Origin of the sequence: Mariniflexile sp. HMF6888, assembly GCF_044335535.1 — a bacterium.
In the GTDB taxonomy this organism is placed as follows: Bacteria; Bacteroidota; Bacteroidia; order Flavobacteriales; family Flavobacteriaceae; genus Mariniflexile.
Genome location: NZ_JBIQVZ010000002.1, coordinates 23630 through 37593 on the forward strand (window position 1 = coordinate 23630; position 13964 = coordinate 37593).

11 protein-coding genes are annotated in these 13964 nt (G+C 34.9%); 2 read left to right on the forward strand and 9 right to left on the reverse strand.

All coding sequences use genetic code 11. The annotated features are described in order from the left end of the window. Positions 1–161 precede the first annotated feature (161 nt). The 9 genes from ACGLWY_RS05420 to thrA all read right to left on the reverse strand — a co-directional run bounded on the left by ACGLWY_RS05420 (position 162) and on the right by thrA (position 10400). On the reverse strand, positions 162–1145 hold the full coding sequence (locus tag ACGLWY_RS05420) for a Gfo/Idh/MocA family protein (RefSeq protein ID WP_396618659.1): 984 nt from the start codon (positions 1143–1145) through the stop codon (positions 162–164). Positions 1146–1203: 58 nt separating this feature from the next. Then, positions 1204–1923, reverse strand: coding sequence for a YebC/PmpR family DNA-binding transcriptional regulator (locus ACGLWY_RS05425; RefSeq protein WP_117177639.1), 720 nt, complete (start codon positions 1921–1923; stop codon positions 1204–1206). Positions 1924–2109: 186 nt separating this feature from the next. Then, a complete protein-coding gene (locus tag ACGLWY_RS05430; RefSeq protein ID WP_396618660.1) occupies positions 2110–2406 on the reverse strand; it encodes a 4a-hydroxytetrahydrobiopterin dehydratase in 297 nt (98 codons plus the stop codon). Positions 2407–2614: 208 nt separating this feature from the next. Further along, the gene (locus ACGLWY_RS05435; protein WP_396618661.1) at positions 2615–3451 is read right to left on the reverse strand and encodes a sugar nucleotide-binding protein; all 837 of its coding nucleotides are present in this window, start codon (positions 3449–3451) and stop codon (positions 2615–2617) included. A gap of 9 nt (positions 3452–3460) precedes the next feature. Continuing rightward, positions 3461–4549 (reverse strand): glycine cleavage system aminomethyltransferase GcvT, encoded by a 1089-nt coding sequence (gene gcvT, locus ACGLWY_RS05440; protein WP_396618662.1) that lies wholly within the window; start codon positions 4547–4549, stop codon positions 3461–3463. 302 nt (positions 4550–4851) lie between these two features. Beyond that, positions 4852–6144 (reverse strand): threonine synthase, encoded by a 1293-nt coding sequence (gene thrC / locus ACGLWY_RS05445; RefSeq protein WP_396618663.1) that lies wholly within the window; start codon positions 6142–6144, stop codon positions 4852–4854. Positions 6145–6552: 408 nt separating this feature from the next. Further along, complete coding sequence (locus tag ACGLWY_RS05450; protein ID WP_396618664.1) at positions 6553–6906, reverse strand: four helix bundle protein; 354 nt, start codon at positions 6904–6906, stop codon at positions 6553–6555. A gap of 91 nt (positions 6907–6997) precedes the next feature. Next, positions 6998–7918 carry a homoserine kinase gene (locus tag ACGLWY_RS05455; protein ID WP_396618665.1) on the reverse strand — a complete coding sequence of 307 codons (921 nt, stop codon included), beginning with the start codon at positions 7916–7918 and terminating at the stop codon, positions 6998–7000. Positions 7919–7955: 37 nt separating this feature from the next. After that, entirely contained in the window at positions 7956–10400 is a 2445-nt protein-coding gene (thrA, locus tag ACGLWY_RS05460) for a bifunctional aspartate kinase/homoserine dehydrogenase I (RefSeq protein WP_396618666.1), read from the reverse strand. A gap of 905 nt (positions 10401–11305) precedes the next feature. On the opposite strand from thrA, the gene ACGLWY_RS05465 reads away from it, so the two are divergent. Both ACGLWY_RS05465 and ACGLWY_RS05470 read left to right on the forward strand, forming a co-directional pair. After that, positions 11306–11965, forward strand: a complete 660-nt coding sequence (locus ACGLWY_RS05465; RefSeq protein WP_396618667.1) for a T9SS type A sorting domain-containing protein — start codon at positions 11306–11308, stop codon at positions 11963–11965. 432 nt (positions 11966–12397) lie between these two features. Further along, positions 12398–13954: an NAD(P)H-hydrate dehydratase gene (locus ACGLWY_RS05470; protein WP_396618668.1), complete on the forward strand. Its 1557-nt coding sequence runs from the start codon at positions 12398–12400 to the stop codon at positions 13952–13954. Positions 13955–13964: the final 10 nt, after the last annotated feature.

Below are 13964 nucleotides of genomic sequence, written 5' to 3' on the forward strand. Positions count from 1 at the left end.
TAGTGGTGCTAACAGGAAGTTAACTTTTAGTTATTTTTTGAATTAGTCGAGCTAAAAATACTACATAATAAATTATTTTTTCTAATAATAATGTTAAAACACACTATAAATGTGTGGATTAACTAAAATTGTTTAGAAAAATCAAGTAAATAGACAAATAATTATAGTGCACCGAGAATTTTATCCATAACCCAATTGGCATGAAGTGCTGAAAGCCCTGTAGATGGGTGTGTGAAATTTTTATGTATTAACATGTTTCGCATACCTTCCACGTGATATAGCTGAATATGTTTTGGATTATCAATAAAAAGCGACTCTTTTTTGTTTTTGCTTTCTAATACAATAGCGTTTTCATGAAATATAGAAAACTCTATGTTTCCGTCACTCCCATAAATAGTCACTTTATCTAAAGAGTCATGACAATCAAAATTCCAGGTACCAGACCCTGTCACATTGTTTTGATGTAACCAACATGCTGTAATAGCATCTTTTGCGGTATAGTTTTTTTGCTGATTTAAACTAATACCATGCGCTTCTTTAATATCGCCTAAAAGGAAATTAAACAAATCCAGCCCATGACTTGCTAAATCATCAAAATAGCCAGCAGGAGCTATTCTTGCATCGGTGCGCCAGTTGTAAGTGCTAGATTGATCTAAATCGCTTGCTGGTTTACTAAAATGCCAGTTAATGTGTCTCACCTCACCAATATATTGGTGTTTTAGCCATTCATTAATTTTAGTGAATCGGGGTAAAGAACGTCTATAATAGGCAACAAATAAAGGCAGTTGTTTTTCTTTAAACACATTATAAACTGCTAAACTTTCAGTATAACTGGGTGTCATTGGCTTTTCAATACAACATATTTTACCTGCTTCGGCAACCTTTAAAGCGTAAAGTTTATGTGTGTCTGGTGGCGTTGCAATATAAATAGCGTCTACTTCATCATCATTAATTAAGTCATCAGCATTGGTATAACATTTTTTAATACCATGTCGTTTGGCATAATCTTGTGCTTTTTCAGTATCTCGTCTCATGACTGCTATAAGCTCAAAACCTTCGGTGTTTTTATATGCAGGACCACTTTTAACTTCGGTAACGTTGCCACAGCCAATGATACCCCATTTGATTATTTTTTTGTCTTCCATGTGCTATTTAAAAATAAAAAGAGAGCTTCTAGACTCTCTTTAATAAACTTTACAAATATTAATCCTCACTTTCTTCCATCGTGTGATACACATTTTGCACGTCATCATCGTCGTCTAACTTTTCTAAAAGCTTTTCAACATCGGCTGCTTGCTCTGGAGTCAATTTTTTTGTTACCTGTGGAATACGTTCAAAACCAGACGATAATATTTCAATGCCTTTTTCTTCTAAAGCTGCTTGAATAGCACCAAAACTTTCAAAAGGCGCGTAAATTAAAATACCGTCTTCATCGGCAAAAACTTCTTCGGCGCCGTAATCTATAAATTCCAACTCAATTTCTTCGGCGTCCAAACCTTCGGCATTGATTCTAAAATTACAGGTGTGGTCGAACATAAATACTACCGAACCCGAAGTACCTAAACTACCATCACATTTATTAAAATAACTACGCACGTTCGCTACGGTCCTGGTATTGTTATCGGTTGCGGTTTCAACTAAAACAGCAATTCCATGGGGTGCGTAGCCTTCAAAAATGACTTCTTTATAATCTCCTTGACCTTTTTCGCTTGCTTTTTTTATAGCGCGTTCTACATTGTCTTTAGGCATGTTTACAGCCTTGGCATTTTGCATCACAGCTCTTAGCCTAGCGTTACTTGCTGGATCTGGACCGCCTTCTTTTACGGCCATTACAATGTCTTTTCCAATGCGTGTAAAAGCCTTACTCATAGCAGACCAACGCTTCATTTTACGTGCTTTTCTAAATTCAAAAGCTCTTCCCATACCAAAGTTTAAAGTTTAAAGGTTTAAAGTCAAAAGTTTTTTTCAACCGATGCAAATTTAAAAAAATCTGCGAATTGAAATAACGGATATTAATTTTTATAGTGTGATATACAGAAAACAGCTATTGTAAACTGATTACTGATTACTGAAAACTGTTACTGAACACTGAACACTGATTACTTGGTTTTAATCTTCATCATCCGGTTCTACAATAGCTTCAATAGCTTTTGCTAGTTTGAAATCTTTTTCGGTGACACCGTTTTCAGAGTGTGTTGATAATGAAATGGTTAGTATATTATATGTATTAGACCAATCGGGATGATGGTTTAATGCTTCGCACTCGAAAGCGATTCTACTCATGGCACTAAAACAGTCTTTAAAATTTTCGAATTCAAATTCGGCATGAATGGCATCATCATAATAATCCCATTCTGGTAAATTTAATAATCTTTTTTCTATGTCTTCGGCTGAAAGTTTGCTCATAATAATGGAGGTGTTTATTGATTTTAAATTTTTACTAATTTACTAATTTCAAATGAATAATGTTTTGTTATTCTAGGTTAAACTATGCAGGATTGTTGTTGTAAGGCTGGGACACCCGCGTTAGGGGTTGTACTGGAAAGCCCACAGCGACGGTGGAGCGAGGACTTGTAAGGAAAAACCCGACCCGATAGGGGAACGCCCTAATGCCTTATACTTCTAGTTCGGTAATGATCTCTTGGCTTATTATTTGAAGGTCTTTTGGTAGTAGATTGTACTTTGGTAATACGGCCAAATACCGGTCGTCGTTAGTGGTGTACACTTGTTTGTATATGGCGTTTTTAAGGCCTAAGGATTTTGTAAGCTCCTTTATAAATTCGTCGTGATGTACTAAATCGGTACTGCCTAAATGAAAAATGCCCGATTTATTTCGATTAATAATGTAGTGAATTTGCAGGATTACCTTGCTATCTGTAGTGACATTCATTATTAAATTGGGAAACACTTCAACGGGTATATTTTCACTTATATTTCGAGCAATTTCTTGAACTCTAGGAGATTGTTTGCCAAAAACCATGGGAAGCCTTAAAATGGCGACTTGGTTTTTTGGTAGGCGTAGCAGCATGTTTTCAATTTTAATTTTGAAATGTCCGTACACGCTGTTGCTTAATGTTTTGTCTTCTTCGTAGCTTGGGTACTTGCTATAGGCGTCAAAAACATTGGACGATGATAAAAAGATGATTTTTATTTTTTTTGAAAACACATATTCCGCAATGTGTTTATGAGCTATAAATTGGGATGCAAAATCGCCACGAAGTGCCGAAATAACAATGGTTGGTTTTACAATATCGAGTATTTCGTAAACATCGTCTTCTTCAAAATTGTATTGAAAAAAATGCTTGTTTTTTTCTAATTGAATATTTGATGTGTTGTAGGTTCCGAAAGTTTTAAAATAGGAGCAGAGTTCTCTATAAATGGCATTGCCTAAAAACCCACTGGCACCTAAAATTAATATACGATGTTTACTTTCTTTCCCCTGCGTTTTCATTAACTTAATTTAGGTTTGCTCCTTATAAAACGGTAATTTAACAACCGTTGCTGGGATGGCATTTTTACGTATTTGGATGTAGATTTTACTTCCAATTTGAGAAAAACCAGTTGGGACATAACCCAAACCAATACCCTTGCCCAAACATGGAGACATGGTCCCCGAGGTTACCAGGCCTATTTTGTTGCCGTCACTGTCTACAATATCATAGTCGTGACGCGGAATACCACGTTCGTCTAGCTCGAAAGCAACTAATTTGCGTTCTGGTCCTTGTTCTTTTTCTTTTTTCAAAGCTTCGGAATTTGTAAAGTCTTTGGTAAATTTTGTTATCCAGCCCAAACCAGCTTCAATGGGTGAGGTGCTGTCGTTAATATCGTTTCCGTAAAGACAATAACCCATTTCCAGACGTAGGGTATCGCGAGCCGCCAACCCAATAGGTTTGATGCCAAAATCTTTTCCTGCGTCTAATACTTTATCCCATATTTGTTTGACCTCGCTGTTCTTACAGTAAATTTCAAAACCACCACTACCTGTGTAACCTGTTGCCGAAATAATAACATGCTCAATACCTGCAAAATCACCTACTATGAAGTTGTAAAAATTAATAGCTGATAAATCGTGACTGGTTAAGCTTTGCATCGCTTCAACCGCTTTGGGGCCTTGAATGGCAAGTAAAGAATAATCGTCACTTAAATCGCGCATGGTAGCTCCCATACTATTTTGAGACTGAATCCAATCCCAATCTTTTTCAATGTTGCTGGCATTCACCACCAACAAATAGGTTTGTTCTTTGATTTGGTATATAATTAAATCGTCTACAATGCCCCCCGTTTCGTTAGGCATGCAGCTGTACTGTGCTTTGCCAATACTTAGTTTTGAAGCATCGTTACTTGATACTTTCTGTATAAGTGCTAAAGCATGTTCACCTTCAATTAAAAACTCACCCATGTGTGATACATCAAAAACGCCAACGGCTTTTCTAACGGTTTCGTGTTCTATAGTAACACCTTCATATTGTACGGGCATATTAAAACCTGCAAATGGCACTAATTTAGCGCCTAGGGACTCATGGGTTTTTGTTAAGGCTGTATTTTTCATTGATAGACTTTTTTTTTCATTCCTGCAAAAGCAGAAATCTCATTAATTTTACCGAATGCAAATGTATTGAAATTTTATAGATAGACGTTTTTATTAAAAGTTAAAACCTAGATAGGTTAGGAAAAAAAGAAATCTGTCTTTTTGTAAACGTTACTATTTTTATGGAGTTAAATAGGTTATAATGGTAGGGCTATGATTTTGGCATCGTTAACACTAAGCAGGAGCTTAGAGATAGCAGATAAATAAAAAAGGTTTAGATGTAATAAATACACCTAAACCATATATAAATTCCTTGTTAAAAATTAGTTCAACAAAAATGCTTTCAAATCTTCATAGGTTGAAATAACTACCGATTCTTTTTCTTTCCCCATAACCGATTGAATTTGTTCTGGCAAAGGCTGTTCTTCTTTAATGACGGCTTCAACAACATCTAAAAACTTAGTAGGGTGTGCCGTTTCTAAAAAGACACAGTGTGCATTAGCGTTTTCTTTTAAATAAGCCTTGCAACCTAAATAGCCAACGGCACCATGTGGATCGGCTACGTAGTTGTAATTATCAAATATTTCTAACATGGCAGCTTTGGTTTCTTCATCTGAAAAACTATAAGACGATAAATTTTCTTTTAAATTGCTGAAATTATTCTTGTAGATTTCTTGAATGCGGATGAAGTTACTTGGCGCACCAACATCCATGGCATTACTAATGGTTTGTACCGATGGTTTTGGCTCGTATAATTGAGATATTAAATAACGTGTTACTACATTATTTGCATTGTTTGATGCTACAAAATGACTAATAGGCAGTCCTAATTGTTGTGCCATCATACCTGCGCATATATTTCCAAAATTGCCACTTGGTACCGAAAAAACGATGTCTTTATATTCTTTATGCAATTGTTTGTAAGCAAACATAAAATAAAACAACTGAGGCAACCAACGTGCTACGTTTATGGAGTTTGCAGAGGTTAACTGCATGTTGTTGGTTATAGACTCATCTAAAAATGCGGTTTTTACCATGGCTTGACAATCGTCGAATGTGCCATTAACTTCCAAGGCTTTAATATTTTGCCCAAGTGTTGTGAGTTGCATTTCTTGAATATCACTCACTTTTCCACTAGGGTATAGTATCACCACATTAACACCTTTAACACCTAAAAATCCATTGGCTACAGCACCACCAGTATCGCCAGAAGTAGCCACCAAAACAGTAACTTCCTTGTCATTATCTTGGTTAAAATACCCTAAGCAACGTGCCATAAAACGCGCACCGACATCTTTAAAAGCCATGGTTGGTCCGTGAAATAGCTCTAAGGTAGATATGCTGTCATTAAGCTTTACCACAGGAAAATCAAACGATAAGGTTTCATCAACAATCGTTTTTAAAATGGCTTCAGGAATTTCTGGAGACACAAATTGTTTAATAGCTTCAAAAGCAATTTCTGAATACGACATGTTATCAATAGTATCAAAAAATGCTTTAGGAAGTGGCGTAATGCTTTCTGGAAAATACAATCCCTTATCGGGCGCAATACCTTTAATAACGGCGTTTTTAAAAGTCGAATTTGCTGCTTTATGGTTTAGTGAGTAATAGTTCATTTTGTTTTGAAAATTGACCGAAGACGGAAGACAGATGACTGAAAGCCGAAAGCGGATGTTTTATTTAATGTTCTTGTGAAAAGCGTGTATCGTATTTATAAGATGAAATAGTTTATGTTTTTGAAAATTGACCGAAGACGGGAGACAGATGACTGAAAGCCGAATACGGGTGGTTTATATTATGTTCTTGCTAAAAGCGCGTATTGTATTTATAAGATGAATAGTTCATTTTGTTTTGAAAATTGACCGAAGACGGAAGACAGATGACTGAAAGCCGAATACGGGTGGTTTATATTATGTTCTTGCTAAAAGCGCGTATTGTATTTATAAGATGAATAGTTCATTTTGTTTTGAAAATTGACCGAAGACGGGAGACAGATGACTGAAAGCCGAAAGCGGATATTTTATTTAATGTTCTTGCGAAAAGCACTCATCATGTTTATAAGGATGATATGCTTCTTCATATAATTTTATAAATTCATTTTCGGCAATGTAGTTCCTTCTTTTTGCTTTAAATAAACAGGTTACAACTTCAGCTAAAGAACGAATGGAATAGCCAATGAATCTTTTTTGTTCAGGATTTGATTGACCGATAGAACCTTCAGTAATATTTAAAGCTATGGAATCTGCTGCTCTACAAATTTGAGAAGCTAGATTAAATTTTTCTCTATCGGGAAAGTTTAATGCTATTTGGTCAATAACTTCTCCGAAGTCCATTGCTTTTTGCCAAATAATTAGTTTTTCAAACTTAAACTTATTCATTTTTTAATTTAAAATATTAAAATTCATTTCTCCCGTCTCCCGTCTCCCGTCTCCCGTCTTCGGTCTTTGGTCATCGGTCATCGGTCATCGATTAAATAATCTTAACCCCTTCCACATTAATCTTCGATACATGAATATCAAAATCCATTCCTGTTTTAGAATAAACGGATCTCATGCTATCTGCTACTTTATTAGCTGTTTCAACTCCCTTATTTAAAGTAAAAATTGAAGGACCAGAACCTGAAATACCTGCACCCAAAGCACCTGCTTTTAAAGCTTCGGCTTTAACGTCGTTGTAATGTGGAATCAACTGACTTCTATATGGTTCTACAATAACATCGTGTAGTGATCTTTGAATTAGATCATAATCACTTGTATGTAGCCCATGAATTAAACTTCCAAAATTAGCCCACTGCGTTATGGCATTGCTTAACGAAACTTCTTTAGGAAGGATGGCTCTAGCCTCAGATGTTTTTATTTCAATTTGTGGGTGAATTATAGCGGCGTACAAATCGTTTGGTGACGGAATCTCTAGAATTTCTAAAGGCGACATACTTTTTACCAAGGTAAAACCACCAAATAGGGCAGGGGCAAGGTTATCGGCATGTTCACATTTACTAGCCAACGCTTCTCCTTTTATGGCAAATTCTGTTAACTGGGTTTTGTTATAGGGTCTTCCCAAAAGTTCATTCATACCAAAAACACTGCCCACAGCACTGGCGGCACTGCTTCCAATACCACTACCTGGTTTTATGTTTTTGTAGATTTCAATTTCAAATCCGCAATCAGGTTTAGCAGCGTCATACATCGCCAATGCCGAAACACCAGCTACATTCAGTTCAGCTTCATAAGGCAAATCGAAGCCTTCAATTTTTGTAATATAAATTCCTTTTTTAGCGATTTTTCTAATCACCATTTCATCACCAACACTGTCTAAGCAAAACCCTAATACATCAAAACCACAAGCTACATTGGCTACGGTCGCAGGTGCAAATATTTTTATTTCGTTCATTTCTTTAGTCAATAGTCATTAGCCAATAGGCAATTTGTTAATCATTTCCAATTCTAATAATATCGGCGAATAAACCGGAAGCGGTCACTTCAGCACCAGCACCAGCACCCTTAATAATCATAGGCTGTTCTGGGTAACGTTGTGTGTAAAACATCACGATATTATCTTTTCCTTGTAGGTTGTAAAAAGGGTGATCACTTGGTATTTCCTGTAAACCAACACTTGCTTTGCCATTATTAAATTGCGCTACATATTTTAACTGACAGTTTTTCGCTTTCGCAGAAGCATATAAGGCTTGATAATGTGCTTCGTCTGTAATTAATGTTTGATAAAAATCATCAACAGAATCACTTTTCACACCCAAATCGGATAAAAATGAGGTATTGTCAATATCTTCTAAATTCATTTCAACACCACTTTCCCTAGCAAGAATTAATATTTTTCTAGCGACGTCTACACCGCTTAAATCGATTCTTGGGTCTGGTTCAGTGTAACCTTCAGCAGCAGCCTGTTTTACCACATCGTAGAACTTAGTGGTATCGTTAAAATTGTTGAATACAAAATTCAAACTCCCAGACAACACTGCATGAATGGAAGTTATTTTGTCTCCCGAAGCTATTAAGTTGTTTAACGTATCGATAATAGGTAAACCTGCGCCCACATTGGTTTCAAATAAATAGGGTGCATTGTATTTTAATGATAAACGCTTTAATAATTTGTAGTTTTCATAATCACTGGAACATGCAATTTTATTACACGCTACCACACCAATACTTTGGCGTAAATATTTTTCATATAAACCTGCGACATCTTTATTTGCAGTTACATCTACAAAAATACTGTTGCGAAGATTCAATGACTTTGTATTTTCAAAAAAGCCATCTAATGTTGCGGTTTCGCCAGTTTCCAGTTGCTCTTTCCAATGGCTCAAATCGATGCCATCTTCACTAAAAATCATTTTTCTGGAATTGGATAATCCAGTAATACGTAAGTTGATTTTCAGGTTTTCTTTCAGATATTTTCGTTGTTGCTTTATTTGTTCTATTAATTTTTCGCCAACATTTCCAACGCCTGTAACAAACACATTAAGCTGTTTGGTTTTGCTTTCAAAAAACTGTTCGTGTAACGTGTTAAGTGCTTTTTTAACATCGCTTTGCAAAATAACTGCAGAAATGTTTTTCTCTGAAGCACCTTGTGCAATGGCTCTAATATTGATATTGTTTTTACCCAATGCACTAAACATTTTACCACTAATACCTTGATGGTTTTTCATGTTATCGCCTACTAAGGCTATAATTGATAAGTCTTTTTCAACAATAATCGGATCAATTTTATGTAAAGCGATTTCGTTTTCGAATGTTGCATCAATAGTTGTTTTGGCTAATTCCGCATCATTTTCATCAATACCTAAGCAAATAGAATGCTCAGAAGATGCCTGTGTGATTAAAATGACATTAATCTTTTCTTGTGACAGTGTTTCAAACAAACGCTTAGAAAACCCAGGAATGCCAATCATACCACTTCCTTGAAGTGTTAGTAAAGCAATGTTTCCAATATTACTAATGCCTTTTACAGGTGATGTAGAAATAGTTTCTTCGTTGGAAATAACAGTACCGGCAGCTTCTGGTTCTAAAGTGTTTTTAATATGAATAGGGATATTCAGATCCAAAACCGGTTGTACTGTTGGCGGAAATAATACTTTAGCACCAAAATGAGACAATTCCATAGCCTCTTGGTACGATATTTTTTCGATAGGGTAGGCTTGTTTTACAAGTTTTGGGTTGGTAGTGAACATACCACTAACATCGGTCCAAATCTCTAACTGTTCCACCTTTAAAGCGGCAGCAACAATAGCAGCAGTAAAATCGGAGCCACCACGACCCAAAGTAGTTTGCTCGCCTATTTTGGATTTTGATATAAACCCAGGAAGTATCGTGATTTGTTGTGATGCCGTATTGAAATAGGCTTGAATATTTTTGTTGGTTATAGTATAATCGACTTCAGCTTTAGTGAAGTTGGAATTTGTAATGATTAGTTCTTGCGAATTTTTGCTTTCGGCAGATAAACCACGATTTTTCATGGTTTCAGCAATAATGAAAGACGAGAGCATTTCTCCATAACTCACCAATTTATCGGATGTTTTTGGAGATAATTCATTTATTAAAAAGATACCGTCTAACAGACTCTTAAGTGCATTTAGTTTTTCATCAATAAAAGCTATTATAGGAGAACTTTTTTCAAGATTAAGCTCATTAACAATATTAAAATGAATGTCTTTTATCAAATTAAACGTATCAATATATGCCGTGTCTTTATTTTGCGCTTGCTTACCCGCTAAAAGTAATTTGTCTGTAATACCGCCTACTGCCGACACTACACATATTACTTTATCTTTTTTAGCATAATTCTCTAAAATGCTAATAACGTTATTTATGTTTTTTGGTGAACCTACAGAAGTTCCTCCGAATTTTAAAACTTTCATGTGTGTGTATTTATTGTTTTTCAATGGTCACATGCAACTTCTACATATACATTTCTTTATGCTAGCAAGAACAAGTTTTTGAAGTTTCATGTTTTAATGAATTGATGATTTAAAAAAAATATTAAAGATGTTGTAATTGTAAAAATCACAAGGATAACCTGAAGAATATATAATTAGCAACCCCAAGGGGTTGTAATAATGGTAGTTGTTCCAAAAGTAAAAGCGTTCCTTCTTGTTGAAAAAGGAAGCGTTATGCTCGTATTTTGGTTTGAATGATTCATTATATCTAATAATAGAACCCAAAAATATCACATTTAACCTTATAAAAAAATTAAAAATTCTTTTTTGCAGTATTCTTATATTCAAACAACTTTCATTTAAGAAAAACAACTATTTAAAAATAGAATTGAAAAATCTATAATAATTGTTTGCTACCCTTTAAGGGCTATGGTGTACCCACATCTTTAAAACGCCACTGATTCACGAATTGTTTTTTGATGAATTATGCGGTCGGCGTGATAAATTCGTGAAATTTTTAAAAATATTTTAAAAGCACACACACATCAAAATGAATATGCCTTACTGTCAAAAGTCAAAAAAGCACTAAAGATTACACGAATTCCAAGCCTTTGCAGGCTTGGAGACTTTGGTAAAAGCAGAAATTTGTGTATTCGTGGCAAATATTTGTAACTAAATTTCTAGAAAATATTGTGGGTACACCGTAGCCTTTAAAGGTCATGAACCCCATTGCTTATTTCATTAATCAAAATATGGTAAAAATTATGGATGACTTTCAACAATATTTTTTAAATAATATCGTTTAAATACTAAAATATTCGATAAAATGTTTTTTGTATAGAAATTTTCGTATATTTGTAACGTTAATTCATAAAAAAACCTTCAAAATGAAACTCCAAACACTCTCAAAAGGAATTTTAATAGTTCCATGTTTATTGTTCGCGTTATTTACGCAGGCTCAAGGAACTTCAAAACTTGCCCAGGAAAAATCTACTATTGTAAAAACCGACGCACCAGATGTTATTGGTAGTGCTGGTTTAAATAACACTGCCAAAGCAATAGATATGACCGGGGAAGTTATAGGTGATAAAGATGCTATTGTTATAGAAAAAGGTTTTGTTTACAGTACTTCTGAAAAGCTTCCAACGGTTTTAGATACCAAGATAGTTGTAGAAAGTGGAGAAGGAACATTTAGTAATAAATTGTCAGAGGTATCAATAAATACTATTTATTATATTAGACCTTATGTGACAACCGAAAAAGGGGTCTATTATGGAAGTTTAAGCATTATAGATACCAGTACACAATCCAATATTGATGTTAATTCAAAAGTGAAACTTAAAACCTATCCCAATCCATCAACCAATTATATTAGTCTTTCGGGCTTAATGGAAACCAAAAATTATATTATTTATAATATGACGGGAAAAGAATTAGCAAGAGGTAGCGTTTCTTACAATAACAAAATAGATGTTAGGTTTTTAGCCAATGGATTATATCTTTTAAAATTAGATGACTTTGAAATAATTAGGTTTGTAAAGGAGTAAATCCCTGCAATTTAACCGCCAACAAATCCTTGACTAATTTTAGTTGAGGATTTTTTTTTATTATAAAGGCACTACTCGTTTAACCTTTTTTGATTGAAGCGAAAATTTAATCTAGCGCCAGCTGGGCCCTTTCGCTAAAATAATGACATCCAACTAGACTTTTTAGACAGCCTCTAGTAAAATCGAAGATTCAGCGTAGCCAATGGGACGGAAGGCGTATGGACAAAAAAGGACGATTATTTAGCCCATTAAGAAAAATTTAAATGAGTTAATAAAGCTACGGCTTGATTTAAAATATAAAAATGTGTAATATTAATGTTGATTAGAGGCACATTTATGACATGAAACACCCATGAGAAGAACATTCACACACACGAGGATGATTATTCAGGGTGTTCCATCTGAACAACTTAAAACAATAAATATAAACAGATGAAAATATTCTCTAAAGAACAAATCTATCAAGGTGATGCACGAACCATAGAGCGTCAAAATATATCATCTGCAGACTTAATGGAACGTGCTGGTTTAAAGGTTTTTAACTGGATGCATGTGCGTTTACAAGGCGCTCAAGTGCCAATTCACATATTTTGTGGTATTGGTAATAACGGTGGCGATGGTTTGGTTTTAGCAAGACATTTAATTTTAGATGGCTATAATGTTAAAATATATGTTGTTAACTGTAGTGATAAGCGGTCTAAAGATTTTTTAATTAATTATGACAAAATTAAAACTGTTACTAAAAATTGGCCAACTCTTTTAAGTTGTAAGGAAGATTTTCCTGAAATACATACAGAAGACATTATTGTCGATGCTATTTTTGGTATAGGTTTAAACAGGCCTGTCGATAATTGGATTAAGGATTTATTTGTTTATTTTAAGAAAACGAAGGCGTTTACATTATCTATTGATATTCCATCAGGATTAAGTACCGATAGTGTACCTAAAGATGAAAATGCTGTTGTTTGGGCAGGTTTTACCTTAAGTTTTGTAACGCCCAAATTAGTGTTCTTTTTACCCGAAACAGCAAAATATACGATGCAGTGGGAAGTTTTGGATATTGATTTGGATGTCAAATTTTTATATGAAACCGTTACTGAAGCCGAATTAATAGGAAAGCATGACGTATTGCCTTTCTATATACCAAGAGACAAATTTTCTCATAAAGGCCAATTTGGGCACAGTTTAATTATTGGGGGGAGTTATGGTAAAATCGGTGCTGTTATTTTAGCCAGTAGGGCAGTATTATCTTCTGGAGCAGGTTTGGTGTCTGCTTATGTGCCGAAATGTGGTTGTGTACCCTTGCAATCCGCTTTTCCAGAGGCGATGGTTATTACGGATATAGATGAAGAAAAAATAACCAAAATCGATTTCAATATAACACCTACGGCCATTGGATTTGGAGTAGGCGTAGGAACCGATGCTAAAACAATACAAGCCTTTGAGGGTTTTTTAAAAAAGAATACGACACCACTTATTATCGATGCCGATGGCATTAACATGTTAGCACAAAAGAAATCACTATTAAAATTATTGCCAGAACAAACGATTCTAACACCACATCCCAAAGAATTAAAACGTTTAATAGGAATGTGGACAGACGATTTTGATAAATTAGCTAAGGTAAAAGCCTTTTCGAAAAAATACAACCTAATAATTGTGATTAAAGGTGCCAATACCATTACAGTATTTCAAGAGAAGTTATATGTGAATTCGACAGGAAACCCCGGTCTTGCAACCGCAGGAAGCGGTGATGTATTAACAGGGATTATTACGGGCTTAATATCACAAGGATACCAACCATTAAGCGCAAGTATTTTTGGGGTTTATTTACATGGAAAATCGGCAGATATCGCTGTTGAAGATTATGGTTATCAAAGCTTAATAGCAAGTCATGTCATAGATTATTTAGGTGAAGCTTACAAAGATTTGTTTAAACTACCCGAACAACCAGAAGCTAGGGAAGCGAGAGATGCAGGCGAAAAGTAGCAGGCTTTAA

Coding starts and splice junctions, on each gene's coding strand:
- ACGLWY_RS05420 (WP_396618659.1), bottom strand. CDS start 1,145: ATGGAAGACAAAAAAATAATCAAATGGGGTATCATTGGCTGTGGCAAC.
- ACGLWY_RS05425 (WP_117177639.1), bottom strand. CDS start 1,923: ATGGGAAGAGCTTTTGAATTTAGAAAAGCACGTAAAATGAAGCGTTGG.
- ACGLWY_RS05430 (WP_396618660.1), bottom strand. CDS start 2,406: ATGAGCAAACTTTCAGCCGAAGACATAGAAAAAAGATTATTAAATTTA.
- ACGLWY_RS05435 (WP_396618661.1), bottom strand. CDS start 3,451: ATGAAAACGCAGGGGAAAGAAAGTAAACATCGTATATTAATTTTAGGT.
- gcvT (WP_396618662.1), bottom strand. CDS start 4,549: ATGAAAAATACAGCCTTAACAAAAACCCATGAGTCCCTAGGCGCTAAA.
- thrC (WP_396618663.1), bottom strand. CDS start 6,144: ATGAACTATTACTCACTAAACCATAAAGCAGCAAATTCGACTTTTAAA.
- ACGLWY_RS05450 (WP_396618664.1), bottom strand. CDS start 6,906: ATGAATAAGTTTAAGTTTGAAAAACTAATTATTTGGCAAAAAGCAATG.
- ACGLWY_RS05455 (WP_396618665.1), bottom strand. CDS start 7,918: ATGAACGAAATAAAAATATTTGCACCTGCGACCGTAGCCAATGTAGCT.
- thrA (WP_396618666.1), bottom strand. CDS start 10,400: ATGAAAGTTTTAAAATTCGGAGGAACTTCTGTAGGTTCACCAAAAAAC.
- ACGLWY_RS05465 (WP_396618667.1), top strand. CDS start 11,306: ATGAAACTCCAAACACTCTCAAAAGGAATTTTAATAGTTCCATGTTTA.
- ACGLWY_RS05470 (WP_396618668.1), top strand. CDS start 12,398: ATGAAAATATTCTCTAAAGAACAAATCTATCAAGGTGATGCACGAACC.